The sequence below is a fragment of the Corynebacterium sp. ACRPO genome (genome assembly GCF_022347205.1).
Taxonomy (GTDB): domain Bacteria; phylum Actinomycetota; class Actinomycetes; order Mycobacteriales; family Mycobacteriaceae; genus Corynebacterium.
The window spans coordinates 77053-101672 of record NZ_JAKRNE010000004.1; the positions used below are offsets into that span (position 1 = coordinate 77053).

The following is a 24620-nucleotide window of genomic DNA, read 5'->3' on the forward strand; positions in this document are numbered from 1 at the left end:
GAGACGTCATGCACGCCGTCGTCATTGGAGCCGGCATCGCCGGACTCGCCACCGCCGCTTTGCTCGGCCGCGAGGGCTACGAGGTCACCGTCGTGGACTCGCTGGATGAGGTAGGCGGGCGCGCCGGCAGCTTTGCGGAGGCCGGCTTTCGCTGGGATACCGGCCCGTCGTGGTACCTCATGCCTGAGGCTTTCGATCACTTCTTTGCGCTGTGCGGCACCTCCACCGAGGCGGAGCTGGACTTGGTCGACCTCTCCCCCGCCTACCGCGTCTTTCACGGCGATGCGCCGGTGGACGTGCACTCCGGGATCGAGGAAGTCACCGCGCTTTTCGAGTCACTGGAGCCCGGCGCGGGGGAGAAAGTTCGCGAGTACCTAGCGCAGGCCAGTGATACCTACGAGATGGCGCTCAAACACTTCCTTTACACCACCTTCTCCGCACCGCTGAACCTGGTGCACCGCGATATCCGCACCCGGATTTCGCGCCTCATGGCTCTACTGACGGTGAATCTAAAGCAGCATGTGGGCCGGACGTTTTCTGATGCCCGCCTGCGCCAAATCTTGAGTTACCCGGCGGTCTTTTTGTCCTCCGAGCCGGCCGCTGCACCGGCACTGTATTCCTTGATGAGCCACACCGACCTGGTGGAGGGCGTGCGCTACCCACAGGGTGGCTTTGCCGCCGTGGTCCAGGCCATCTACCGGCAGGCACAGAAATTCGGCGCCAGCTTCCGTTTGGGCGAGGAGGTTACTTCCATCAAGGTCGCCAACCGGCAGGTCACGGGCGTGCGCACGAATAGGGGCGCCATCCACGCCGATATCGTGGTCTCGGCGGCGGACATGCACCACACCGAGACCCAGCTTTTGCCGCCGCAGTTGCGCACGTACCCGGAGCGCTACTGGGGCCAGCGCAATCCCGGTCTGGGCACTGTGCTCATTTTGGCCGGGGTGAAGGGCGAGCTGCCAGAACTAGCGCACCATACGCTGCTTTTTAGCCAGGATTGGGATCCGGATTTCCGCGCCGTCTATTCCGGTCCGGAGCCTTCCCGGCCGTTGGGCGCCTCGAAGTCCATCTACGTGTCCAAGACCTCGGCCACCGACCCGAACGTAGCGCCCGCAGGCCACGAAAACCTCTTCATTCTGGTGCCGGTGCCGGCCGCGGAGGCGCCCGGGTTCGGCAATGCCTACCACGCAGAGGAATCCGAGCGCGTTGCCGCGATTGCCGACGCCGCCCTTAACCACATTGCAGCCACGGCTGGGGTGCCGGATTTGGTAGACAGGGTCGTCGTCAAGCGCACGCTCGGCCCTGCCGATTTTGCCGAGCGCTACCATGCTTGGTCGGCCGGTTCTATTGGGCCCGCGCACACGCTGCGGCAATCGGCGTTTTTGCGCGGGCGTAATGCCTCGCGCAAGGTCGATGGACTCTTCTACGCCGGTGCGACCACCGTGCCGGGCGTGGGCGTGCCGATGTGTCTGATTTCGGCCGAGAACATTATTAAGCGCCTGCGTGGTGATAAATCCGCCGGGCCGTTTTCGCATTAGCCCAGGCACGGCAAAAGCCGCCAGCCTCATGGGCTGACGGCTAGAGATTGGCCGCTGGGCTGCTACTTCTGCTCTGGCTTAACCAGTGGGAAGAGCACGGTTTCGCGGATGCCCAGGCCGGTCAGGGCCATCAGCAGGCGGTCCATGCCCATGCCGGTGCCGGCCGTAGGCGGCATGCCCTGCTCCATAGCAGCAAGGAAGTCCTCGTCCAGCACCATGGCCTCGTCATCGCCACCGGCGGCCAGGCGGGCCTGATCCTCAAAGCGCTCGCGCTGAATAACCGGGTCCACCAGCTCGGAGTAGCCGGTTGCCAGCTCAAAGCCGCGGACGTAGAGATCCCACTTCTCGGTCACGCCCGGCTTGGAACGGTGCTGACGGGTCAGTGGGGAGGTCTCAACCGGGAAGTTCTTGACAAAGATGGGGCCTTCCAGCTGGTCCTCGCACAGGACCTCCCAGATTTCCTCCACCAGCTTGCCGTGGCCCCAGCCGCCGTCCTTGGGGACGTCAAGGCCGATGACGTCGGCAATGCCCTTGAGCGTTTCAACGTCGGTATCGATGGTGACCTCCGGCTGGCCCGGGAACTTGCGCTGTAGGGCCTCATTGAGGGAGGGGTACATCTCGATTTCGGGCCACTCTTCGCCGCCGAAATCGAACTCGGTGCCATCTGCCAAGGTGACGGTGGTCGAGCCAAAGACGTCGCGCGCTACGGCCTGGATGGACTCGCGCGTCATGCGGGCGCAATCGTCGTAGTCGCCCCATGCAGCGTAGGTCTCGAGCATGGCGAACTCCGGCGAGTGAGAACGGTCCACGCCCTCGTTGCGGAAGTTGCGGTTGATTTCGAAGACGCGGTCAATGCCGCCGACGACGGCACGCTTCAAGTACAGCTCCGGCGCAATGCGCAGGTAGAGGTCAATATCCAGCGCATTGGAGTGGGTGATAAACGGGCGAGCGGCCGCGCCACCGTGCAGGGTCTGCAGCATCGGGGTCTCGATTTCAACGAAGTCCTGGCTTTCCAGGTAGTTGCGCAGCGCGCGCATGACCTTCACGCGGATCATGGCGTTCTTGCGGGCCTCTTCACGGATAATGAGGTCGTTATAGCGCTGGCGCACACGGGTATCTTCTGCCATATCGGCAAAGGACACCGGCAGCGGACGCAGGGACTTAGCGGCCATGGTCCACTCGGAAACCATGATGGACAGCTCACCGCGGCGGGAGGAAATCACGCGGCCGCGCACGGAGATGAAATCGCCCAAGTCAACATCGGACTTCCACGCGTCGAGGCGCTCCTTGCCTACCTCGGCCAAGGAAAGCATGGCCTGCACCTGGGTGCCGTCACCATCTTGCAGGGTGGCAAAGCACAGCTTGCCGGTATTGCGCATAAAGATAAGGCGTCCGGCAATGGCGTGGGTTACCTCGGTTTCCTCGCCTGGGGCCAGGTAGGTCACGCCTTCTTCGGCGCCCGGCTCTTCGCCCTCGGGTACAACGCGGAAATCGTGGCGCAAATCCTTCAAAGAGATGGTGCGCTCAACGGTTACCGGGTAGGCCTCTACGCCGGATTCCAGCAGGCGATCGCGCTTCTCGCGGCGGATGCGCAGCTGCTCAGGGACATCGTTTACTTCATTATTCTTCTGCTCGCTCACGTTAGCCTAGGGTAGTCGATCCCCACCGCAGCACGCGATTTAGCCCACGCCACCCTCACCCCGGAAAAGATTTACGCATAATTCACTTAACCGTCACCTCCGCGCCAACGCACAGTTACTGAGATCCCCTTATATATATGGCTGTCCCCGTGTCTAAACAATATTTTCAACCCATTTGGAGCAGTAATAATGGCGCTTAAAGGCCGCAACCTTCTCTCTAGTCTCTTTGCCTCCTCTCGTTCCAGCCTGACCTGCACCTACAAGTGCGGTAATGCTTGCTTTGGCGAGTGCGAGAACAAGTCCAATAACCCGTACTTTGCTGACCAATTCTCCCGCCGTACCGCGCTGCGTGCGGGTAGCCTGTCCGTCGTAACCGTTGGCGGCGGCGCTGCTTTGGCGGCCTGCTCCAACCCGGATGATGCGTCTAATGAGGCTTCTTCCTCCGAGGGCAAGGGCGGCAAAACCTCTGAGGCGAACGTTGAGCTCACCTCCGCAGAGGGCATGAAGTTCGACCCAGTACAGCCAAACGAGAAGGACGAAGTGGTCATCCCGGATGGCTACGAGCAGTCCGTCCTCATTGCCTGGGGCGACCCGCTGTTTGAGGACGCGCCGGAATTCGATGACAAGAACCAGACCGCCGAGGCAGCTGAGAAGCAGTTCGGCTTCAACAATGACTTTGCGGGCCTTATCGAGCACCCGGACGATGACAACCGCCTTATCTACGTCTGCTCCCACGAGTACACCACCGAGCCGCAGATGTTCCCCAACTACGATGCGGATAACCCGACCGAGGAGCAGGCCAAGATCGGCTGGGCTGGCCACGGCCACTCCATCGTGGAGGTATCTAAAGTTGGCAAGACCGGCGAGCTCAAGCGCGAGTTCGGCCCGCTCAACCGCCGCATCACCGCCACCACCGAATTCACTCTGGTGGGCCCAGCTGCCGGCTCCGATTACGTCAAGACCTCCGCCGATAAGACCGGCAAGAAGGTCAAGGGCACCCTGAATAACTGCTCCGGCGGCATCACTCCGTGGAATACCATGCTCTCTGGCGAAGAGAACTTTGACCAGTACTTCGCCCACGCCAAGCTGGATGACAAGAAGGCGCAGGAGTCCCTGGAGCGCTTCGGCATGGAAGACGGCGAGTCCCAGCGCAAGTGGGAACGCTTTGATAAGCGCTTCGACGTCTCCAAGGAGCCGAACGAGCCGAACCGCTTTGGCTGGATCGTAGAAATCACCCCGCTGGACCCGAAGTCCACTCCGGTCAAGCACACCGCGCTGGGTCGCTTCAAGCACGAGGCCGGCAACATCCACATCGCATCCGACGGCACCGTCGTGTGCTACTCCGGCGATGACTCCCGCTTCGAGTACATCTACAAGTTCATCTCCACCAAGAAGTACAAAGAAGGCGACATCGAGCACAACCTCACCATCTTGGACCACGGCACCCTGTACGTGGCCAAGGTAGAGGGCAACTCCCCAGAGGACGAGATTGACGGCTCCGGCGTGCTGCCAGAGGATGGCGCCTTTGATGGCAAGGGCGAATGGATCAAGCTGCTGACCTCCGATACGGAGAACAACAAGTTCGAGTCTCACGTTGATGGCATGTCTGCCGAAGAGGTTGCCGTCTACACCCGTGAGGCTGCCGATAAGGTGGGCGCCACCAAGATGGACCGCCCGGAGGATATGCAGGTTCACCCGGACTCCGAGAAGGTCTACGTGGCCCTGACCAACAATAAGTACCGCGGCGCTACCGGCGAGAATGCCAAGAAGAACAAGGAAGAGCCGATGGAGTGGGCTCCTATCAAGGAGAACAAGAACGGCCTGGTCATGGAGATTGAAGATGACCACGCTGGCGAGAAGTTCACCTGGAACCTCTTCCTGGTCTGTGGTGATCCGAAGGAAGCAAATACCTACTTTGGTGGCTTTGACAAGGAGAAGGTCTCCCCAATTTCCTGCCCGGATAACCTAGCCTTCGATAGCCACGGCAACCTATGGATCTCCACCGACGGCAACGCACTTGAGTCCAACGATGGCCTCTACGCGGTGACCACCGAAGGCGATACCCGCGGCGAGCTCAAGTGCTTCCTTACCGTTCCGGCAGGCGCCGAGACCTGCGGCCCCATCGTCACCGATGAGCGCGTGATGGTTAACGTTCAGCACCCAGGTGAAACCGATGACGCTACCTTTGAAAAGCAGACCTCTCACTGGCCAGAGGGTGGCAAGTCCACCCCTCGCCCAGCAGTGGTTGTGGTGTGGAAGAAGGACGGCAACATCGGCGTCGATAAGAAGTAAGCACCACCTGGTTTAAGCACCCACCGCGCGGCCCTCGTTCCTCCACTGGAACTGGGGCCGCGCTGTTGTTTTTCCTGCCGGCAGCATGAGGTACTGCGCCGCCTGCGCCTTCCAAATATAAATCCACCCGCCGGTCTCCCCCACGGGCTAATACCTATGTGAGTTATGGCATACTATCCGCACGTGTGAGACACGCCACCCAACTGCCCATGAGGAGACGCACACCATGAACTCTCTAGTCCTCGCCATCATCGGCATTGCGATGATGGGCGCCGGCTATCTGCTCTATTCCAAGTTCCTAGGAAAGAGCATTTTCCGGCTATCCCCGAACTACCCCACCCCGGCCCACACCATGGAAGACGGCGTGGACTTTGTGCCCACCAATAAATACGTCCTGTGGGGTCACCACTTCACGTCCGTGGCAGGCGCCGCACCCATCATTGGTCCGGCCGTAGCCGTCATCTGGGGCTGGGTTCCGGCGTTTCTCTGGGTCACCCTCGGCACCGTCTTCCTTGCCGGCATACACGATTTGGGTGCGCTGTGGGCGTCGCAGCGCCACAAGGGCCAGTCCATCGGCACTTTGTCCGGGCGCTACATTGGCAAGCGCGGCCGCAACCTCTTCCTCATCGTGATCTTCCTGCTGCTATTGATGGTGAATGCGGCCTTCGCCGTGGTCATTTCGAACCTGCTGGTCTCCACCCCTACGGCCGTTATCCCCACGTGGGGCGCCATCGTCGTCGCGCTGCTTATCGGCCAGGCCATCTACCGCCTGAAGTGGAACCTGCCACTGGTCTCCATCGTGGGCGTTGTAGCGCTCTACGCGCTGATGATCATCGGTGACCGCGTGCCTGTGGTCCTGCCAGATACGGTCCTGGGCATCCCCGCCAACGGCGTGTGGATCATCTTGTTATTCATCTACGCCTTCATCGCTTCGATGCTGCCGGTGTGGGTACTTCTGCAGCCGCGCGACTACATCAACGGCCTCCAGCTCTTTGTGGGCCTGGCCATCTTGTACGGCTCCTTTCTCATTACCCGCCCTTCGCTTGCCGCACCGGCGCTGCGCGACAACGTGCCGGAGGGCACCCCGGGCATCTTCCCGCTGCTCTTTGTCACCATCGCCTGCGGCGCTATTTCCGGCTTCCACGGCGTGGTGGCCTCCGGCACCTCGTCCAAGCAGGTGGATAAGGAAACTGACGTGCGCTTTGTGGGGTACTTCGGCGCCGTGGGCGAGGGCCTACTCGCGCTGGGCACCATCATCGCCACCACCGCGGGCTTTAAGTCTCTGCAGCAGTGGGAAGAGATCTACTCCGAGTGGAATGCCGGCGGCGTGGAGGCTTTCGTGCAAGGCGGCGGCGCGCTCATGAACGAGGGCATGGGCATTCCCACGTCCCTCTCCGGCACCATCTTGGCCACCATGGCCGTGCTCTTTGCCGCTACCACCATGGACTCGGGCGTGCGCCTGCAGCGGCTAGTGGTGCAAGAAATCGGCGAGATCATGGGCGTGCGCATCAAGGCCCTGGCCGCCACCGTCATCGCGGTAGGCTTGGCCTTCGGCCTGACCTTCTCCGCCGGCGCGGATGGCTCCGGCGGCATGACCATCTGGCCGCTATTCGGCACCACCAACCAGCTCATGGCGGGCCTTTCCTTGGCCATCGTGGTGATCATCCTGACCCACCTGCGCCGGCCGACGTGGCCGGTGGTCTTCCCGCTCATCTTCGTTACCGCCATGTCACTGTGGGCCGCACTGCTCCAGCTGAAGTCCCTCTTTACCAGCCAGAACTGGCTGCTATTCTGCATGGACGTCATCATCGTGGTCGCCGCCATCTGGGTCATCGTGGAGGCCGTCGGCGCCATTTCCCGCGCCCGCAAGGAGACCCCACTGGAGTGGTCCGATGATGACCTTGACGCCCCGCTGCCCGAGCATGCTCGACAAGCTTAAGGCACTTGCGGCCGGGCTCAATGAGTACTACCAGGCCCCGTATCGTGCCAGCTTTGCCAAGGCCCAGCAGCAAGAAGATGATCTCTTCCTGATGCTGGTCGCCTCGGAGGCGCTCGGCATCCCTAACCCCGCCAGCTACTACACCCTGGAGCTTTTGCCGTTGGTCTATGAGGATTTTCACGCCTGGCATACCCGCATGGGAATGGATAGATCCCCGCTGGAGAATATTCAATGTTGTTAAAGACCGCACCCATCATGTTCTTCGGCGGCAAGGGAGGGGTGGGTAAAACCACCCTGGCCACCGCCACCGCGCTGCGTCTGTCCCGTGAGCACCGCGTCTGCCTGGTGTCCACGGACCCGGCGCATAACCTGGGGCATATTTTTGGTGCCTCGCTTGGCGACGCCCCCGTAGACCTCACCCCTACCCTGTCCGCCATCGAGATCAACCCTGCGCGCGCGACCGAGCAGCACCTGGCGCAGGTAGGGAACTCGATGCGCCGCTTTATGCCCGAGCACCTGCACGGTGAGGTGAAGAAGCACCTCGACCTAGCCCGGCAATCGCCCGGCACACAAGAGGCGGCACTATTGGAACGCATAGCGGCGCTAGTCGTGGAGGAGTCCGACTTCGACTACCTCATCTTCGATACCGCCCCCTCTGGGCATACCTCGCGACTCATGGCCCTGCCAGAGATCATGGCCGCCTATACCGATGGATTGCTCTCCCGGCGCGAGAAATCCGACAAATTCGGCTCGCTGGTGCGCGGGATGTCTAACGTCAGCGGCGCGGATAATGACCCGGTGGACCGGCGCAATCAGGAGATTCGCGCCACGCTTTTCCAGCGCCGCGAGCGCTTTGCCCAGCTGCGCACCGCGCTTACCTCCCCGCGCACCGTGTTCCACATCGTGCTCACCGCCGAGCGCCTGCCCGTGCTGGAGTCAGCCGAGTTTCATGCGGACCTCACGAGCAACGGTGTGCGGGTGGGATCCATGCTGGTTAACCGGCGCACCCCGGCCGACCAAGGCGAGTTCTTGGCCGCTCGGCGCGCCGCCGAGGATGAGGCGCTCGCGCTGTTGCGTACCAAGCTCCCACAAACCCCAGTGCGCGAGGTTCCGTGGTTGCCGGAGGAAGTGGGGACTCCAGAGGCCGTCGGCAAGCTGGCGGCCTATCTCTAGCTCCACCCGCCCGCGCCGCTGTGGGCTCGGGTCTGCTAAAACCGAAACTATGACTTTGCTCACCAACGAATACCTATCCCACTTGCGCAAGGAGGCCGCGGCCGATTCCCGGCTGCGCATCGCGCGCAACGCCATCACCAACGTCGGGGCGGCCAAGGCGGCCCTAGACCGCGACCGTATTACGGCGCTCTACCCCACCACCGAGGTCAAGCTGGATAGCTTGGGCGTATCGGACCAAAAGCGCTCTGGCCGCTGCTGGATGTTTGCGGCGCTGAACGTCTTCCGTCACCGCGCGACCAAGGAACTCAATGTAGATAACTTCGAGTTCTCCTTCACCTACCTGCAGTACTTTGACAAGCTGGAACGCGCCAATCTGGTTCTCAACCAGCTGCTGGACAAGAAGGACGCCGGCTGGGACGAGCGCACCGTCGCCGCAGTGCTCGACCACGCGGGGGCCGATGGCGGCTGGTGGTGCTTCTTTAGCAACCTGGTAGCCAAGTACGGCGCCGTTCCTGCCGAGGTCATGCCGGAGGTGCGCTCGTCTGGAAATACCGCGGAGATGAACCGCGACCTCGCCACGGTGGTGCGTCGTGCCGCCGCCCAGGACGGACCGCGCGAAGAAATCCTCGCCCAAGCGCGCAAGGATATCCACCGCATCCTGGCCATCCACCTGGGCACCCCGCCGCAGGAATTTACCTGGGCGTATCGCACCAAGGACGAGCAATTCGTGCGGCTGCACTCCACCCCGCGCGAGTTTGCGGATAAGTACCTGCCGAATCTGGACGAGTACGTGGTGCTGGCCGATGACCCCCGCTCCACCAACCCCAAGCATCGCGTGTTCAGCAGCGCCGAGGAGACCAATGTGCTGGGCGGCGCACCACAGGAGTACCTCAACGTCAGCGCGGCCGAGCTGAAGGACACTGCCAAGCGCAGCCTGGCGGCCGGCGAGCCGGTGTGGTTTAGCTGCGATGTCAACCGCCAGTTCTCCTTCCTCAACGGCGTATGGGACGAGGGATTGGTAGATACCGATGGCCTCTACGGCATCGATTCCTCCATGAGCAAGGAGGAGCGTTTTACCTCCGGCGAGACCGCACCTACCCACGCGATGGTCCTCACCGGCGTCGATGGTGACCGCGCCTGGCGCGTGGAAAACTCCTGGGGCTCCAAGCCACCGCGCAAGGAAGACGGCGAGGATGTGCCCGGCAAGGGCTTTGCCACCATGGCCGATGCCTGGTTTGACCAGAACGTCTTCCACATCGCCGTGCGCAAGGAGCACCTGAGCGACGAGCTTGCCCAGGCCCTTGCCACCGAACCGATTGAGCTTCCCCTCTGGGACCGGATGAACTAAGGAGAATCGAGAAATGACAGAGATTAAACCGAACGAGGTTCATGCCGCCACTGCCGAGCTCACCAGCGATGCCACGCTGCGCCTGGTACGCAATGGGGTGGCCCAGGAGGGCGTCGACAAGCTCAGCCTCGACCATGAGCAATTGCGCCATCTCACCCCGATAACCAGCCATAAGCTAGATTCTTGGGGCGTGGCCGACCAGAAGGCATCGGGTCGCTGCTGGATTTTTGCCGGCCTCAATTCCCTGCGCGGCGGCCTCATGGACAAGGCCAAGCTCAAGGACTTTGAGCTCTCCCAGACCTATATTTACTTCTTTGACAAGCTGGAAAAGGCCAATTGGTTCCTCACCGCCATGGCTGAGCTCAAGGACCGCGAGATTACGGACCGCACGGTGACCAAGCTCATGGATGATCCCATCGATGACGGCGGCCAGTGGTCCATGTTCGTCGCCCTGGTGGAAAAGTACGGCGTGGTGCCGCAGTACGCCATGCCGGAGACCGCGTCTTCCGAGGCCACGGCGATGCTTAACCGCAATCTGCAGACCGTGCTGCGCCGCGCCGCCCACCGCATCCGCAGCGGCGAAGAGGGCGCGCATGAGCAGGCGCTTGCCGACGTCTACCAGATCCTCACCGCCAACCTTGGCCTGCCTCCCGAGGACTTTGTGTGGCAGTACCGCGATAAGGACGATGAGTTCCACCGCGTTGGTACCTATACCCCGCAGGAGTTTGCCCGGGAATACCTGCCGGCGAACCTAGGCGAGTACGTGTGCGTGGTCAACGACCCGCGCAACGCCTACGGCGAGCTCTACACCGTGGAGTATCTGGGCAACGTGGTAGGAAAGCGCGTGACCTATTTGAACGCGCCTGTGGAGGTGCTGCGCGATGCCGCGCGTGCCTCCATCGAGGACGGCCAGCCGGTCTGGTTCGGCTGCGATACCGACCAGCAATCCGATGATGAGCACGGCGTATGGGCTAAGCACCTGCACGATTATGAGGCCTTCTACGGCGTGGAGATGGATCTGGACAAGGCACAGCGTTTGCGCCTGCACGAGTCCCTCATGACCCACGCGATGGTCTTTACCGGCGCCGATATCGCAGACGACGGCACCGTCAATCGCTGGCGTGTGGAGAATTCCTGGGGCCCGAAGAAGGCCGATAAGGGCTTTTGGACCATGGCCGATGACTGGTTCGACGAGTTCGTCTTCGAAATCGCCGTGCACCCCTCCCGCCTGCCAGAACAATACCAAGCGGCGTTGCAGTCCGAGTCCGTCACTACCCTGCCGGCCTGGGATCCGATGGGCGCGTTGGCGCGTTAAGCCTGCGGCACGCTAAGCCTGCGGCGTGCCAAGGCGCCGCACATAAAACATGCACACCAAGTCGCGGTCCTCGTTGACCGCGATGGTGCGCTCGCCCACCTGAGTGAAACCGCGGCTGTCATAGAACTGATAAGTGCAGCCGTCATCGGTAAACAAGTAGACGTTCTTTCCCTCATGACGGGCTTCGAAGGCCTCGAGCAGCGCCGTTCCTACGCCGCTCACGCCGGAATTGGGATCCGCGACGAGGAAGCCGATTTCGCCATCAATGGGGTGCTTACCCAAGTACTTGAGCAGCATGTCCTGATTGGCGGCATCGTAATCATCGCGGTGCCCGCCCGGGCGCAGGTTATTAAAGATTTCCACCGCGCGGACATAGGCCTTGCGCCACCACGGATACGGCAAGGCGGGCTTGCCTTTCATGGAGGCTAAAAGCACGCCGAGGAAGCGGTCGCCATCGTAGGCGGCCAGGATATCGGTGGCCTTGGCGCGCTCTAAATCCCAAAAGTAGCGGCCATAGGCGCGCTCAAAGCGCGGGTTCTTTACAAACCAGTGCAGGTGCATGCCCTCGATAGCGAAGGAAATCGCTTGGGGCTCATCGCGCGGGTCGAGGTCGCGGATCTGAATATCGGTCATTAGTCCTCCGAAGGCTGCTGGGAAGCGATACCCTGTGCGCGTTGTTGCTCGCGCTCGAGCTCGGCCTTGGCTTCGTGTTCTTCAATATTATTAAAGCCGATGCCCAGCGGCAGGCCCACATTATCGATGAGGCGGACGCCGCCGATTGTCGCGGCAACGAGCAAGCGGGCATCCCCCTCCTCAGGAGGCGTGCCGAGGTCGCGACCGCGCACCTCGAGGTAGTCCGGCTCAACGCCTGCTGCGCGCAGGACTTCCGCGGCAACCTCGCGGACCTTCTCCGCACCGGCTTCGGCGGCATGTGCGCCGGCGGTCAGCGCGGCGGATAGGGCCGCGGCTTGGTCACGGGATTCGGCCGGGACGTTGGTATTGCGCAGGCTCATCACCACGCCATCGGGCATGCGTACGGCGGGCACGCCCTGCACGCGGACACCCAGGTGGAAGTCTTGAACCGCGTGATGGATGGCGAGGAGGAGCTCGTAGTCCTTTTCACCAAGGAGGACGTCTGTAGGCGAAAGCGTCAGGATGAGCGCAAGGTACAGCGAGAGATCCTCGCTGAGGTCCGGTTCAAGGGCGGTCGCGGCGTCGGCCAGAGCTACGGCAATGCGGCGGCCGTGCGGCCACAAGGTTTCTGGCGAGTAATCCCACACGATGTCCACGCCCTCGGCACGCAGGAGCTCAAGATCCTCCTCGTGCGGGGACTGCAAGGCCACGACGGTAACAGCGCCGCGGATGTGCTTGGCCGCGCGCACCAACGCGATATGGCCGGCGTGCACGCCGGTAGTCAGCGGCACAAAGGCCACCGGGCGACCAGTCTTATGAAAGGCGCTGCCGACCATACGGATGCGCTCAATCTCACTGATGACGGTGGCGTTTCCCAGCTCTAGGCTCATCGGCTCTCCTCTTGTAGGGCCCACATTTCCAGCTCCTCGCGGCCGTCTACCTCGCCTAGGCGGCGGGCAACCTCCACGTAGCTGCGGCGCAGGCCGGGGTCGGTGGCGCCGCGATAGGCGGCGATGATTTCTTCGGTGTCCATGTCCTCACCCACCAGGGGTGGCTCTTCTGAGGGCGAGAGGAAATGAGCATCAACTGCAGCAGAGATATGCAAGCGCCGAAGCATCTCGGCGTAGTAGGCGCGGGCGGCAAAGGAAGGACGTTCGGCATCGGAAAGCGCGACGGCTTCGCCGCGGAACTCGGTGATATTGAGCTCCACTACAGTCTCGCCCAGCTCGTCCAGGGTGGTCACGGCCCAGCGCATATGTGCAAATGGGGCGAGTGCCGCAACGACACACCCGCGGGTTTCTAGCGGATCTAGCACTTGGACACCGCGCGAGAGGCAGGTGTGGAACACGATAAGCCCGTGGTGGACGTGGGGTTCAAGAAGTTCCACGGTAGCTTCTAAGCGAGCATCGCCCACGGCGATGATGAGGGCCTCAAAAGAGGCAAGTTCGGCTGGGTCCGAGAGCATCTGCACCTCATGGCCGGCGCGTTCCATGGCATTGGCCAAGGTAAAGCCGGCCAGGCTCCGGCCGAAGAGGGCTACCCGCATGCGTGGCGGGCGCATTTATTTATCCTTCTTCTTCGCCTGGGCCAGCAACTCGGCCACGGATACCGCGCCTTCGCGCTTATCGTCGCTGCGACGGCGTCCGCGTGTCTGCTCCTCTGGCTGAGGTTCAGCCGCACGGTGATGCGGGCGGGCTGCCTTCTGGCGTACTGGTTCGGCCGATTCCGGAGCCACATGTTGACCCGAGCCTGGGTACTCCGCGCGCTCGTCGCGCTGCGGCGCCGCCTGCTGCGGAATGTCCTGGGTCTCATCATTGGCCTTGGTGGCAGCCTCTGGCTTGCGGTGGCTGCCGTGGTGCTCGCTGGCCGCGGACGTGCGGGCATTCTTCAGGGAATCATCGCCGCCGGTATCCCAGCGCACGGCCTGGAAGCCACCAGTGTTGAAGGTGGAGGCACCAGAAGTCTTACCGGAGGTGCGCTGCGCACGGGTCTTTTCGCTGATGATGTCATTGAGCGGGTTGGCCTCGGTGTGCGCCGCGGACGGCTGATTGCCCAATCGGCCGGCGATGGCATCGGCGGACGGGGCGCCGGAGGAGGACTGGGTGAAGTCCACATTGCCCTCCTCAGAGCCAGGGCGAGCAGCGGCCGCGGTCTGGGCCTCGAGCTGCATGATGCGGCGCGCCTCGGCGTGCAGGGCGGCCGGTTCATAGGTGAAGTCCTGGCCGGAAAGATCCTCAATCTGCTTGCGGATGGCAGCCAGCTCGGTGCGGATCTCATCCAGCAGCTCCTGGTCTGGCAGCGGCTGGCCATCGGCTGCGCGGACCTGCTTAAGCTCGGCGCGGTGAGCGCGCTCCTGCAGCTCCAGCTTGGTCACGGATTCCTCGGCCTGGCGGCGGTAGCGCATGACCAGGAAGAAGCCAAGCACGGCGGCCCACAGTGCTGCAATGAGGGCGATCTTGAGCGCGGCGGCAGAGCCGGAAATCAGCATGACGATGCTGGCTACGACGGCCAGCACCACGAGGACGATAAGGCCGATCTGGCCCAAGTCCGGCTTGGTCGTCTTGGCGGAAGTATTGCTAGAAGAAGAGCGCGGCTCAGTCATGCTCACTAATGTACCGTTTGAATCCCATCTGGTGGGGGCGGGGTCTCGCAGTGTCGCTCTAGCCGCAGGCCAGCGGCGGCCATCGCGAGGCCACCAAGCGCGGAGGCAATGACACCCACGAGGTCATCGGAGGCCGCGGTGAGTGTACCGGCGTTGGGAATGACGTAGACGGCAATGCCGGCATAAATGCCACCCACGATGGAACCCGTCCATGCCGAGGCCTTTCCTACCAGCATGAATTGCGTGATGGTCATGGGGTTGAGCTGCGAATTATCCAGGCCAATGCCATGCTCGTCCTCGGTGGCTTGGTCCACCTTCCAGGTCAGCGCCACACAGACAACGGCCATAAGCCACAGCGTGGCCGAGACCGTTACCGGGATTTGCAGCATGGAGCCATAAAAGCGCGTGGTGAGGATGGCCGCTGCGGCGGCGAAAAAGACCCCGGTGCCGATGAGGGCACCCAGCGAGGTCCGTGTCATAGCTCCTCCATCATGCCCAGCCGGCGAATCTCGGCGCGCTCTTTCGGGTCGAGTGCTGCTACCCGCTTGGCGACGCCCTCCCCACTCAACCTAGCACCAGCATCGGCCGCCAACCACGGAATCAGCACGAAGGCGCGCTCGTGGGCATAAGGATGCGGGACGATAAGCTCCGGGTCATCGGAAGTAAAACCTTCAATATCGACGATATCCACGTCCAGCGTGCGCGGTCCCCAGTGGCGCACGCGGACGCGCTCGGCGGCCTCTTCGAGCTTCTGCCCGCGGCGCAGCAGTTCCTTCGGAGTCTCCTCGACGTCCACGATGAGCACCGCGTTGAGGAATTCGTCTTGGTCAGTCACGCCCCACGGCGGGGTGGCATAGACGGGCGAGGCGGCGACGATCTCGTCGGCGAACTCGTCGAATACCGTGCGCAAAAGCTCCACGCGGTCATCCATATTGGAGCCGATAGACAGCACCGCACGCATTAGAGGGTCCTCGCGTGCTTGCGGGAGCGACGGGCGACCACGGCGACGTCGGCAAAAGTGCGCGGAATCGGCGCCTTCGGCTTGTGCAGGGTGACCTCCACGGCATGCAGGCCCTCGAAGGTCTCCATGATGGTATCGGCCACCTCACTGGCGACGGTCTCGATGAGGTCGCGGGCGGGGCCTTCGATGATTTTGGCGGCGACGTCGGCAAGCTCGGCGTAATTGATGGTCTTGGTCAGATCATCGGTGGCGGCGGCCTCGGCGAACTCGGACCAGCAGGTGATATCCACGATGAAGGGCTGGCCGGTGCGCTTTTCTTCCTCAAAAACGCCGTGGTAGCCAAAGCATTCTAGGCCGGTGAGCTCGATGCGGTCTGCCATGTTTTACTCCTTTGGGTTGCGCGGTAGGGCGGTGGATTTCATGGTGCCGTTGCCATCGGCGCCATTGCTATAGCTGCCGCTAGCATTGGCCCCGCCCGCGTAGCCGTTGCCGGCATTCCACGCAGCCGCAACATCGACGGCGTCGCGCGAGACGGCGACCTCGTGCACGCGCACACCCCACGCGCCCATCTGGGCGGAAATGGCGGTCACGGCCGCAGTCGCGGGATCGGCCAGCAGTGGGCTGGACTCCACGCCACGGTCCTCCCGGATGGCGGCGAGGAAGCGCTTGCGGGAAGCGCCCACCAGCATGGGGAATTCGGCGTCGAGGAACTCCGGCAGGGCCTTGAGCAGCGCCCAATTATCCTGCGGGGTTTTGGCGAAGCCTAAGCCCGGATCGAGCACGATATTATCGCGGCGCACGCCGGCCTCCAGCGCGTTATTTGCCAGGCGCTCGAGGGTCTCATGCACATCGCGCACCACATCGCCGCCGTGGTCGGCGCTACCGGCTGCGGATCCAAAGGCGCCTTCCTGCAGCGTGCGCCAGTGCATCAAACAGACGGGCACACCGGCCTCGGCCATCGCGCGATACATCTCCGGATCAGCTAGGCCACCGGAGACGTCATTAATCATGTCCACGCCGGCCGCTGCGGCCGCACGGGCCACCGAGGCGCGCATCGTATCCACGGAGGTGCGGATGCCCAGCTCGCTCAGCGCCTTAATGACGGGAACCACGCGGCGCTTTTCGACGTCCGCTTCTACCCGCACCGCGCCCGGCCGGGTGGACTCACCACCGACGTCAATCATGTCCGCGCCCTGCGCCACGAGTTCGCGGGCGTGGTTGATGGCGGCATCGACGTCCAACCACTTACCGCCATCGGAGAAGGAATCCTCCGTGACGTTGACGATGCCCATCACCAGCGTGCGGTTGGCGATGGTCAGATCTGAGACCGAGGTTGCCTGCTGCATGGCGTGCTCCTTCTCGCTTTCGTGGTAACCGGGGGACTTAGCTGCGAATCAGGCTGAGCACCTCGGCGCGGGAGGCGGCATTGTTTTTGAAGCCGCCGCGCACCGCGGAGGTGGTCGTCGTCGCACCCGGCTTGCGGATGCCGCGCATGGCCATGCACAGGTGCTCGCACTCAATGACCACGATGACGGACTGCGCACCGAGGACCTCCACCAAGGCGTCCGCTACCTGCTGGGTGAGGCGCTCTTGGACCTGGGGGCGCTTAGCGTACATATCCGCCAGGCGGGCGAGTTTGCTCAAACCGGTGACGTGGCCGTCTTTGCCCGGGATGTAGCCGATATGCGCCACGCCGTAGAACGGCACTAGGTGGTGCTCGCAGGTGGAGTAAATGGGGATATCGCGCACCAGAACCAATTCTTGGTGGTCCTCAGCGAAGGTCTTGTGCAGAACCTCGGTTGGGTCCTCGTGCAGGCCGGCGAAGACCTCGCGGTAGGCGCGGGCCACGCGGGCAGGGGTTTCGCGCAAGCCCTCGCGGTCAGGGTCCTCCCCTACCGCAAGGAGCAGCTCACGCACCGCTGCCTCCGCTCGGTCTTGGTCAAAGGCGGCGCGAGCGGGAATGTGATTATCAGGCATTAGTTATCTTCTTGCTTGTCGTCCTCGCGCGCATAGGGGTTCTTGCGGCGATCCTTCTCGTCCCAGCCAGGGGTAAACCACTGGCTGGTCTCGGCATCGGCATTCGCGCCGGCATCCGGCTTGTGGTGCTTTCCACCACCGGTAGCGGGGCGTGCGGCCGGCCGGGCGGATGACTCGGAAGCCGGGGCAGACTGGGCGTCGCGAGCCTGCTGGGTCGGCTGGACCGACTGGGCCGGCGTGGAGTCCGCGGATTCCTTAGCAGGGCCGCTGCCCAGCTCGCGGGCGGTGTCTGGGTCGACGTAATCGCCTGCGTGCTGGCCAAAGTTGAAGCCCACCTCGCCCTTCGGCTCTTCGCCGGCGAGGCGGCGCTCGCGGGCGGCACGGGAGGCATCGAGAAGCGTCATGCGCTTAGGCAGCTCCTCGCCGCGCTCCTTTGCCAGCTCGACCGGGGTCTTCACCGGAGCGTAGCCAATCTGGCGCGGGAAGCGATCGTCTTCACCCGGGAAGACGTCGAAGGCCTCGCGCGGCTCGATGCCGTCGAAGATGCGCTCCAGGTCAGGGCGGCGCAGGGTTTCCTTCTCCAGCAGGGCCTCGGCCAGCTTGTCCAGGTAGTGACGGTTATTGCGCAAGATGTCATAGGCCTGCTCGTGCGCGCGCTCGAGCAGGTAGCGCATCTGCTCATCAATCTTGGAGGCAACCTCATCGGAGTAATCGATGGAGCCGCCGCCACCCATCTGGCTGAAGGGATCGCCCTGCTCCTTGCCGTACTTTACGGTGCCGAGATCTGGGGAGAATCCGTACTCGGTGAGCATAGAACGAGCGATCTTGGTGGCGTTTTCAATATCGGAAGACGCACCGGTGGTCGGTGCACCGAAGACCAGTTCCTCGGCCGCGCGGCCGCCCATGGCAAAGACCAAGCGGGAGAAGAGCTCGTCGCGGGTGTACATGCCCTTGTCGTCTTCCTGGGAGGTCATGGCGTGGCCGCCGGTGCGGCCGCGGGCCAGGATGGTGACCTTGTACACGCGCTCAATATCCTTGAGTGCCCACGCGGAAAGCGTGTGTCCACCCTCGTGGTAAGCGGTGACCTTCTTCTCGTGCTCGGAGATGATCTTGCCCTGGCGGCGCGGGCCGCCCACGACGCGGTCGGTGGCCTCTTCCAAGGCGTCGTAGGTAATGACGTTGCCGCCAATGCGGGCGGTTAGCAATGCGGCCTCGTTGAGCACGTTGGCCAGGTCCGCGCCGGACATGCCGGCGGTGCGCTTGGCCAACTGCGCTACGTCAACCTCTTCTGCCAGCGGCTTATTCTTTGCATGCACGCGCAGGATCTGCTCGCGGCCGGCCAAGTCCGGGTTGGTGACCGGAATCTGGCGGTCGAAGCGGCCCGGGCGCAGCAGCGCCGGATCCAGGATGTCCGGGCGGTTGGTGGCGGCGATGAGGATTACGCCCTCGCGGTCACCAAAGCCGTCCATTTCTACCAGGAGCTGGTTGAGGGTCTGCTCGCGCTCATCGTGGCCGCCGCCGGTGCCGGAACCGCGCTGGCGGCCCACGGCGTCAATCTCGTCCACGAAGATAATGCAGGGGCTATTTTCCTTCGCCTGCTTGAACAGGTCGCGCACGCGGGAGGCACCCACGCCGACGAACATTTCCACAAAGTCAGAACCGGAGATGGAATAGAACGGCACGCCGGCCTCGCCCGCCACGGCGCGGGCCAGCAAGGTCTTACCGGTGCCCGGAGGGCCATAAAGCAGCACGCCACGCGGAATCTTGGCACCCAGCTCGTGGTAACGAGTGGGATCTTCCAGGAAGTCCTTGATCTCCTGCAGCTCGTCCACGGCCTCGTCCGCGCCGGCCACGTCCTCGAAGGTATTGGTCGGCATATCCTTGGTCAGTTCCTTGGCCTTGGAACCGCCGATACCAAACATGCCACCAGCGCCCTGCTGCATGCGGGACATGAGCCAGAAAAGCACACCGAAGAGGATGATCATCGGCAGCAGCATGCTGAGCATGGAGCCCAGGAAGGATTCCTGCGTGACATTGGTCTGGTACTTCTCGGCACCGGAATCCTTGACGGCGTTAAAGACCTGCTCGGAGGCGCGGGCCGGGTACTTGGCCACGATCTCCTGCACGCCGTCGCGCTCGTCTACCGTGATTTCGTCCTTGAGCTTGATGCGCAGGCGCTGCTCGCGGTCATCGATTTCCACCTCATCGACGTTTTTGTCCTTGAGCTGGGTCAGCGCAACGGAGGTATCCGCTTGCACGTAGCCGCGGGCGTCGTTGCTAAAAAAGGTAAAAGCGTACAGCGCGATAAGGATAAGGGCCGCAATCCCGCCGTAGCGAAGAATCTTGTTGTTTTTCATTACTGCGCGATTTTAGTTGGTGGTATAGACATCAGGGTGCAGGGTGCCCACGTAAGGCAGATCGCGGTAGCGTTCCGCATAGTCCAGCCCGTAGCCGATGACGAATTCATTCGGGATATCAAAGCCCACATCCAGCAGGTCAATATCGGCCTTGACTACCTCGGGCTTGCGCAGCAGGGTGACCACATTCAGCGAGGCAGGGTTGCGGCCTTCCAGGTTGCGGATGAGCCACGACAGGGTGAGGCCGGAGTCAATGATGTCTTCCACGATGAGCACGTTGCGCCCGGCAATATCGCGGTCCAGATCCTTCAAAATGCGCACCACGCCGGACGAGGAAGTGGAGGCGCCGTAGGAGGATACGGCCATAAACTCCAGCTCGGAGGGGATGGATAGCTTGCGCGCAAAGTCCGTGAGGAAGAATGCTGCGCCCTTGAGCACACAGACCAACAGGAGGTCTTGCTCAGAGTCGGCATATTTTTCCGAGACCATATCCGCGAGTTCTTGGACGCGGCTTTGCAGTTCCTCTTCTCCAATGAGGATTGCTTCTACATCGTCACCGTAGCGGTTTGCGGGAACGGCGAAGTCTTTCTTGTCGTGCACGTGTGCGCTCCTTTAATGACCAGACAATAGTGCCAGTTTGCCACCTATACGGGCTACTTCCAACCTCTGCCCCACCTGCCGCGCCGATCGCACGGCCACCGGGCCTTGCCCATGCCAGTGGGTGCACAGCTTGCCGACGTCCCCCACTCCCCTCCTTGTTACCTCTACCCCCTCGCTGACCAGCCACGCAGCGATTGCCCGCCGGCGCCGCGGTTCCGCCATCGCCGCCAGCTCGGCGCAGTCGGTGGTGGGTGGGGTGCGCAGGGCGGCGTCGTCAAGCGCGGCGTCGCCTGCTGCTTGCGCCAGCGCTGGCACCGCGTCCCCGCCAATAATGCGGCTCAACTGCGGGATTACCTCGCGGCGCAGCGCCACGCGGCGGAAATTCGTGTCCGCGTTCTGCGGATCCTGCCACGCCGAGAGGCCCAGCTCCGCGCAGGCGCCCTCGGTATCGGCCCGGCGCACGCCCAACAACGGCCGCACCACGCGGGCGCCTTCCACCTCGCTGCGCTCGCTCATGCCGGTCACCCGCCCACGCAGCGCGCCGAGCAGCAGCGTCTCCGCCTGGTCATCGGCCGTATGTGCCACGGCCACCTCTAAGTCTTCGCCCGCGCACGCGGCGGCCAGTGCCCGATACCGCGCCACCCGTGCGGCCGCCTCCATCGACTCCGCCCCCGCTGCAGCGCCTGCCTCAACGCTAAGCACCTCCGCCCGCGCGCCCAGCGTTCGCGCCTGTTCGGCCGCGCGCTCTGCCTGCGCCCGCGAGCCGTCCTGCAACCCGTGGTCCACGCACAGCGCAAGCACGTCGTGCCCCTCCGCCACGAGCGCCGCCATGAGAGCCAGCGAATCCGCGCCCCCGGACAGCCCCACCGCCACTGCGTGGTCAAGGTCGGCGGTGCGCACGCCGCGCCGACACGCCAGAAAGTGCGGCGAAACCCGCGGCCAAAAGGGCTTATTAGAATTCATGCAGTGCAGAAGCCAACGCGTCTTGTGCCTTGCGGGCGGCCAAGATATCGCCGTCATTAACAAGGAAGGCAAAGGCGTACACGCGCCCGGAATTGCCCTGCGCGGTGCCGGCCAAGGCCGAGACCCCAGTCAGCGTGCCGGTCTTAGCGCGCACGTAGCCCTTGGCCGCGGAATCGCCGTAGCGCTCGTACAGCGTGCCATCACCGCCGGCCACCGGCAGGTAGGACACCAGCGGACGCAGGCGCGGATCCTTGACCGCACCATTAATGAGCTGCGTCAACAGCCCGACCGTGAGCCGATTGTCCACCGAGAGCCCGGAATTGTCCTTAATATCCACGCCCTCGACGTCGAATCCTTGCTCCCGCAGCACCTCGAGCGTGGCCTGCGTATCGCCCTCAAAGCTGGCTTCCTTACCGCGGGAAACCGCCAGCTCGCGCGCAATGGCCTCGGCCATGACATTATCGGAATGGCGCACCATTTCTCGGGCGCGGTCCGCTAGCGGCGGCGAATCCACGCTCGCCACCTCCTGCGCATTCTCCGCCACAGACCCCATGCCTACCTTGCCCGCACCGAGGCGATCGCCTAACTGCTTAGCCACGTCCAAAGCCGGCTCATGACTCCTCGGCACATCCCCCGTCGTCGCGCCCAGGCGACCACCGTAGAGCATGGCCGGTTCCATTGGCGCGACGAAGCCGCCGTCCACGTTTTCCGGATCCCAGCCTGGGGCCTGCGCCTCGCCGGACCATACGGAGGTATCGATGTAGACGCCATCGACCTGCTCGACGTTTTCCGAAATCTGCTCGGCCAAATCATCGAGCTGCTCATGCGTCATCCACACATCGCCCGCGGCCTTAATAACCACGTTCTTTTCGTTCGACCCACGGTAGACCTTGGTGGTGATTTTCTCATTCTCATCCAGCGCCAACGTCGCCGCCGCGGTGGTGAGGACCTTCGTGGACGAGGCCGGGGTAAGCCGCTTATCTGCGTCGCGCTGCCACACCACGTCACCGGTTTCGGTATCGATCACCTCGCCGCCGAAAGTGGCAAGGTCTTTATTCTTAGCGAGCTCATCCAGCTTCGCGCTCAGCGCATCCAGGTCTGCCTCGCCCGGCTGTGCTGCGCTCAACGGCTCCTCAGGAGCCTCGACCGCTTGCGCCTCCCCGTGCGAGAGATCGCCGTATTCGCGCTGGAGGGTAACGCCCAGCGCAGCCGTACCTCCGACCGCTGCTGCTACCACGAGCGCGGTCGCTGACCACCAAACATGCTTTGCTTTCATTGCCTTTAACCCTAGCGCGAATCCGCAACGCGCTAGACTATGGGCAGTAATTGATACCCAATCCCCCATGGAGGACATCGCTGTGAGCGTTGAAGTAACCATTGAAATCCCGAAGGGCTCCCGCAACAAGTACGAGGTTGACCACGAGTCCGGCAAGGTCTACCTCGACCGTTACCTGTTCACCCCGATGGCTTACCCGGCTGACTACGGCTTCATCGACCACACCCTGGGCGAGGACGGCGACCCGCTCGACGCCCTGGTCATCCTGCCGGAGCCGGTCTTCCCGGGCGTAGTCGTTGAGGCCCGCATCGTCGGCGTCTTCAAGATGACCGACGAGGCCGGCGGCGACGACAAGCTGCTCGCCGTCATCGATGACCCGCGCTGGGAGCGCTACCAGGACATCAACGATGTGGAGCAGCACATCAAGGACGAAATCGAGCACTTCTTCGTCCACTACAAGGACCTGGAGCCGAACAAGGAAGTCACCGGCTCCGGCTGGGGCGACAAGGCCGAGGCAGAGAAGATCCTCGACGAGGCAAAGGCTCGCTTCAAGTAAGCCTTCCTGCTCCGGGCTGCCCTTAGGGCGTTTCGATCAAATAGCACCGCGAAAGCGGCGGTTTTCAAGACCGTATTTGATCGAAACGCCCCTTTTTGTCCCTTTTCGCCCTCCTTCGCATCCGCAAGGCCCTCCCCGCGACACCATCCCGTCCCCGCAGTACAATTCGATCACATAGCAGGCCGAAACCACCGGCCTCGGGGGACCTAATTGATCGAAATGAACGCCTAGGGGTGGGCGCATGAGAATCTTCACCACGCGCAGGGCCGCGCACCGCGCAATCAACAACCAAGCCGTGAAAATCTGCCACGGCCTCTATACCGAAGGAAAGCCCTCGCCGCGCGAACTCGCGGAAATCGTCTCCCATCGCTGGCCCGATTCAGCGCTCGACGGCTACTCGTGTGCCCACCACTACCTCGGCCACCCTTTAAGTTTCCCACTCCACTTCCTGCGCGCGGGAATGATGGCCTCCAGCCCGTACTTCCGCAGCCGCCGCGCCCGTCCCAAGGCGCTTGGTCAGCTCAATGGAATTAACGTGTGCAATCCGCTGCAGGCCACAGAAATCATGGCGGAAGAAGACGCCGTCGCTTTCCTCGAGGCCTGCTTTGCCGGCCAGTACGGCGCCTCCCAGATGGAGGGCCACATGCTTGATTTTCAGCGCTTCCCGCAGCACACCCGGCGCGTGCTGGAAAACACCATCCTCGGCGCTGATAGCGTCCCCGAGCGCAACCTCACCCGCGCGCTTCGGCCCCATGTCACCGTGCACAACAACAGATACATTGGCCCTTACCGCTGGGACTTACTCTTGGAGGAACACAAGCTAGCCATCGAAGTCGACGGCTACGCCTACCATCAGGGCGAGAACCGGCAGCGGTTCGAAATTGACCGCCAAAAGCTGAACGACGCCGTCCAAAGAGGCTACAAACCCCTCCACTTCACCGCCGCCACAATCGAGCACCACCTCGACATAGCTGTTGGCCAAATCCTCGCAATAGTCCACGGTAAAGGCAACATTGTGCAGCCACCGTGGCAGTGGCACCACTACTGGCGGTTCCAGCGCTAGCACTGCGGCACGCGGAGCAGCACAAGGACCTATGCGTGACTAGGGTATGAGGCATGAAAAACGTTCAACCAACCGAAGTACCAGAAGGCGCTCAGCTCATTGATGTCCGCGAGAATGATGAGTGGGCGGTGGAGCGCGCGAAGGGCGCGACCCATATCCCGATGAGTGAGATTACGGGTCGCATCCAGGAAATCGACCCGGACAAGGACATCTACGTCATCTGCCACGCAGGCGGCCGCAGCATGCAGGTCTGCCAGTATCTGGAGCATGCGCTGGGCTGGGACACTATTAACGTCGATGGCGGCACGGATAAGTGGAAGGCTGCCGGGCTTCCCATCGAAACGGATTAATTGGCCTTAACCAATCTTTTGGGATTATTATGATGGT

Annotated in this window: 24 protein-coding genes; 10 read left to right on the top strand and 14 right to left on the bottom strand. The window is 62.8% G+C overall.

Going from position 1 to position 24620, the window contains the following annotated elements; translation table 11 throughout:
* The first annotated feature begins 8 nt into the window (after positions 1-8).
* Complete coding sequence (gene crtI, locus MHY22_RS04530; RefSeq protein WP_239278233.1) at positions 9-1538, top strand: phytoene desaturase family protein; 1530 nt, start codon at positions 9-11, stop codon at positions 1536-1538.
* A 62-nt stretch (positions 1539-1600) separates the two neighbouring features.
* Here the strand turns inward: crtI and lysS are convergent, their stop codons facing one another.
* Positions 1601-3178, bottom strand: coding sequence for a lysine--tRNA ligase (gene lysS / locus MHY22_RS04535; protein WP_225746412.1), 1578 nt, complete (start codon positions 3176-3178; stop codon positions 1601-1603).
* A 189-nt stretch (positions 3179-3367) separates the two neighbouring features.
* Between lysS and MHY22_RS04540 the strand changes: the two genes are divergently transcribed.
* The 6 genes from MHY22_RS04540 to MHY22_RS04565 all read left to right on the top strand — a co-directional run bounded on the left by MHY22_RS04540 (position 3368) and on the right by MHY22_RS04565 (position 11245).
* Positions 3368-5470, top strand: a complete 2103-nt coding sequence (locus MHY22_RS04540) for a PhoX family phosphatase (protein ID WP_239278234.1) — start codon at positions 3368-3370, stop codon at positions 5468-5470.
* 226 nt (positions 5471-5696) lie between these two features.
* Positions 5697-7409, top strand: coding sequence for a carbon starvation protein A (locus tag MHY22_RS04545; protein WP_239278235.1), 1713 nt, complete (start codon positions 5697-5699; stop codon positions 7407-7409).
* Positions 7393-7650 carry a cory-CC-star protein gene (locus MHY22_RS04550; protein ID WP_005329921.1) on the top strand — a complete coding sequence of 86 codons (258 nt, stop codon included), beginning with the start codon at positions 7393-7395 and terminating at the stop codon, positions 7648-7650. Before MHY22_RS04545 ends, MHY22_RS04550 begins: the two co-directional genes overlap by 17 nt.
* Positions 7641-8582 (top strand): ArsA family ATPase, encoded by a 942-nt coding sequence (locus MHY22_RS04555; RefSeq protein WP_239278237.1) that lies wholly within the window; start codon positions 7641-7643, stop codon positions 8580-8582. Before MHY22_RS04550 ends, MHY22_RS04555 begins: the two co-directional genes overlap by 10 nt.
* Positions 8583-8631: 49 nt before the next feature.
* Positions 8632-9930 carry an aminopeptidase C gene (locus MHY22_RS04560; RefSeq protein ID WP_239278238.1) on the top strand — a complete coding sequence of 433 codons (1299 nt, stop codon included), beginning with the start codon at positions 8632-8634 and terminating at the stop codon, positions 9928-9930.
* 13 nt (positions 9931-9943) lie between these two features.
* The gene (locus MHY22_RS04565) at positions 9944-11245 is read left to right on the top strand and encodes an aminopeptidase C (RefSeq protein ID WP_239278239.1); all 1302 of its coding nucleotides are present in this window, start codon (positions 9944-9946) and stop codon (positions 11243-11245) included.
* 12 nt (positions 11246-11257) lie between these two features.
* Here MHY22_RS04565 and MHY22_RS04570 read toward each other — a convergent pair whose 3' ends face one another.
* The 13 genes from MHY22_RS04570 to dacB are packed head-to-tail and all read right to left on the bottom strand — an operon-like array spanning position 11258 to position 22614.
* The gene (locus tag MHY22_RS04570) at positions 11258-11878 is read right to left on the bottom strand and encodes a GNAT family N-acetyltransferase (RefSeq protein WP_239278240.1); all 621 of its coding nucleotides are present in this window, start codon (positions 11876-11878) and stop codon (positions 11258-11260) included.
* Positions 11878-12768 carry a pantoate--beta-alanine ligase gene (locus MHY22_RS04575; RefSeq protein ID WP_239278241.1) on the bottom strand — a complete coding sequence of 297 codons (891 nt, stop codon included), beginning with the start codon at positions 12766-12768 and terminating at the stop codon, positions 11878-11880. The genes MHY22_RS04570 and MHY22_RS04575 overlap by 1 nt, the downstream gene beginning before the upstream one ends.
* The gene (locus MHY22_RS04580; RefSeq protein ID WP_239278242.1) at positions 12765-13439 is read right to left on the bottom strand and encodes a hypothetical protein; all 675 of its coding nucleotides are present in this window, start codon (positions 13437-13439) and stop codon (positions 12765-12767) included. Before MHY22_RS04580 ends, MHY22_RS04575 begins: the two co-directional genes overlap by 4 nt.
* Complete coding sequence (locus MHY22_RS04585) at positions 13440-14480, bottom strand: DUF6779 domain-containing protein (protein WP_239278243.1); 1041 nt, start codon at positions 14478-14480, stop codon at positions 13440-13442.
* A gap of 5 nt (positions 14481-14485) precedes the next feature.
* Entirely contained in the window at positions 14486-14959 is a 474-nt protein-coding gene (locus MHY22_RS04590; protein ID WP_239278244.1) for a DUF3180 domain-containing protein, read from the bottom strand.
* Entirely contained in the window at positions 14956-15441 is a 486-nt protein-coding gene (folK, locus tag MHY22_RS04595; protein ID WP_239278245.1) for a 2-amino-4-hydroxy-6-hydroxymethyldihydropteridine diphosphokinase, read from the bottom strand. The genes MHY22_RS04590 and folK overlap by 4 nt, the downstream gene beginning before the upstream one ends.
* The gene (folB, locus tag MHY22_RS04600; protein WP_198492081.1) at positions 15441-15821 is read right to left on the bottom strand and encodes a dihydroneopterin aldolase; all 381 of its coding nucleotides are present in this window, start codon (positions 15819-15821) and stop codon (positions 15441-15443) included. The genes folK and folB overlap by 1 nt, the downstream gene beginning before the upstream one ends.
* Before the next feature lie 3 nt (positions 15822-15824).
* Entirely contained in the window at positions 15825-16787 is a 963-nt protein-coding gene (folP, locus tag MHY22_RS04605; protein WP_239278246.1) for a dihydropteroate synthase, read from the bottom strand.
* 37 nt (positions 16788-16824) lie between these two features.
* Complete coding sequence (gene folE / locus MHY22_RS04610) at positions 16825-17418, bottom strand: GTP cyclohydrolase I FolE (RefSeq protein WP_005325658.1); 594 nt, start codon at positions 17416-17418, stop codon at positions 16825-16827.
* Entirely contained in the window at positions 17418-19775 is a 2358-nt protein-coding gene (ftsH, locus tag MHY22_RS04615; RefSeq protein WP_239278248.1) for an ATP-dependent zinc metalloprotease FtsH, read from the bottom strand. Before ftsH ends, folE begins: the two co-directional genes overlap by 1 nt.
* A gap of 12 nt (positions 19776-19787) precedes the next feature.
* Positions 19788-20375, bottom strand: coding sequence for a hypoxanthine phosphoribosyltransferase (gene hpt, locus MHY22_RS04620; RefSeq protein ID WP_179386998.1), 588 nt, complete (start codon positions 20373-20375; stop codon positions 19788-19790).
* Positions 20376-20387: 12 nt separating this feature from the next.
* Positions 20388-21338 carry a tRNA lysidine(34) synthetase TilS gene (gene tilS, locus MHY22_RS04625; RefSeq protein WP_239278250.1) on the bottom strand — a complete coding sequence of 317 codons (951 nt, stop codon included), beginning with the start codon at positions 21336-21338 and terminating at the stop codon, positions 20388-20390.
* The gene (gene dacB / locus MHY22_RS04630; RefSeq protein WP_239278252.1) at positions 21328-22614 is read right to left on the bottom strand and encodes a D-alanyl-D-alanine carboxypeptidase/D-alanyl-D-alanine-endopeptidase; all 1287 of its coding nucleotides are present in this window, start codon (positions 22612-22614) and stop codon (positions 21328-21330) included. Before dacB ends, tilS begins: the two co-directional genes overlap by 11 nt.
* An 82-nt stretch (positions 22615-22696) precedes the next feature.
* Here dacB and MHY22_RS04635 point away from each other — a divergent pair, with 82 nt between their 5' ends.
* From MHY22_RS04635 to MHY22_RS04645, 3 genes are all read left to right on the top strand, one after another.
* Positions 22697-23170 carry an inorganic diphosphatase gene (locus MHY22_RS04635; protein WP_005329894.1) on the top strand — a complete coding sequence of 158 codons (474 nt, stop codon included), beginning with the start codon at positions 22697-22699 and terminating at the stop codon, positions 23168-23170.
* A 241-nt stretch (positions 23171-23411) separates the two neighbouring features.
* The gene (locus MHY22_RS04640; RefSeq protein WP_239278253.1) at positions 23412-24233 is read left to right on the top strand and encodes an endonuclease domain-containing protein; all 822 of its coding nucleotides are present in this window, start codon (positions 23412-23414) and stop codon (positions 24231-24233) included.
* 53 nt (positions 24234-24286) lie between these two features.
* Positions 24287-24583 (top strand): rhodanese-like domain-containing protein, encoded by a 297-nt coding sequence (locus tag MHY22_RS04645; RefSeq protein WP_005325643.1) that lies wholly within the window; start codon positions 24287-24289, stop codon positions 24581-24583.
* The last annotated feature ends 37 nt before the right edge of the window (positions 24584-24620 follow it).

Bases quoted from the DNA above. Each gene is read 5' to 3' on its own strand.
- MHY22_RS04560 (WP_239278238.1), top strand. From the start codon at position 8,632: ATGACTTTGCTCACCAACGAATACCTATCCCACTTGCGCAAGGAGGCC.
- tilS (WP_239278250.1), bottom strand. From the start codon at position 21,338: ATGAATTCTAATAAGCCCTTTTGGCCGCGGGTTTCGCCGCACTTTCTG.
- MHY22_RS04645 (WP_005325643.1), top strand. From the start codon at position 24,287: ATGAAAAACGTTCAACCAACCGAAGTACCAGAAGGCGCTCAGCTCATT.
- folK (WP_239278245.1), bottom strand. From the start codon at position 15,441: ATGCGTGCGGTGCTGTCTATCGGCTCCAATATGGATGACCGCGTGGAG.
- MHY22_RS04575 (WP_239278241.1), bottom strand. From the start codon at position 12,768: ATGAGCCTAGAGCTGGGAAACGCCACCGTCATCAGTGAGATTGAGCGC.
- folP (WP_239278246.1), bottom strand. From the start codon at position 16,787: ATGCAGCAGGCAACCTCGGTCTCAGATCTGACCATCGCCAACCGCACG.
- crtI (WP_239278233.1), top strand. From the start codon at position 9: ATGCACGCCGTCGTCATTGGAGCCGGCATCGCCGGACTCGCCACCGCC.
- MHY22_RS04570 (WP_239278240.1), bottom strand. From the start codon at position 11,878: ATGACCGATATTCAGATCCGCGACCTCGACCCGCGCGATGAGCCCCAA.
- folE (WP_005325658.1), bottom strand. From the start codon at position 17,418: ATGCCTGATAATCACATTCCCGCTCGCGCCGCCTTTGACCAAGACCGA.
- MHY22_RS04640 (WP_239278253.1), top strand. From the start codon at position 23,412: ATGAGAATCTTCACCACGCGCAGGGCCGCGCACCGCGCAATCAACAAC.
- MHY22_RS04555 (WP_239278237.1), top strand. From the start codon at position 7,641: ATGTTGTTAAAGACCGCACCCATCATGTTCTTCGGCGGCAAGGGAGGG.
- MHY22_RS04580 (WP_239278242.1), bottom strand. From the start codon at position 13,439: ATGCGCCCGCCACGCATGCGGGTAGCCCTCTTCGGCCGGAGCCTGGCC.
- folB (WP_198492081.1), bottom strand. From the start codon at position 15,821: ATGGCAGACCGCATCGAGCTCACCGGCCTAGAATGCTTTGGCTACCAC.
- MHY22_RS04550 (WP_005329921.1), top strand. From the start codon at position 7,393: ATGCTCGACAAGCTTAAGGCACTTGCGGCCGGGCTCAATGAGTACTAC.
- dacB (WP_239278252.1), bottom strand. From the start codon at position 22,614: ATGAAAGCAAAGCATGTTTGGTGGTCAGCGACCGCGCTCGTGGTAGCA.
- MHY22_RS04585 (WP_239278243.1), bottom strand. From the start codon at position 14,480: ATGACTGAGCCGCGCTCTTCTTCTAGCAATACTTCCGCCAAGACGACC.
- MHY22_RS04545 (WP_239278235.1), top strand. From the start codon at position 5,697: ATGAACTCTCTAGTCCTCGCCATCATCGGCATTGCGATGATGGGCGCC.
- MHY22_RS04540 (WP_239278234.1), top strand. From the start codon at position 3,368: ATGGCGCTTAAAGGCCGCAACCTTCTCTCTAGTCTCTTTGCCTCCTCT.
- MHY22_RS04565 (WP_239278239.1), top strand. From the start codon at position 9,944: ATGACAGAGATTAAACCGAACGAGGTTCATGCCGCCACTGCCGAGCTC.
- ftsH (WP_239278248.1), bottom strand. From the start codon at position 19,775: ATGAAAAACAACAAGATTCTTCGCTACGGCGGGATTGCGGCCCTTATC.
- MHY22_RS04590 (WP_239278244.1), bottom strand. From the start codon at position 14,959: ATGACACGGACCTCGCTGGGTGCCCTCATCGGCACCGGGGTCTTTTTC.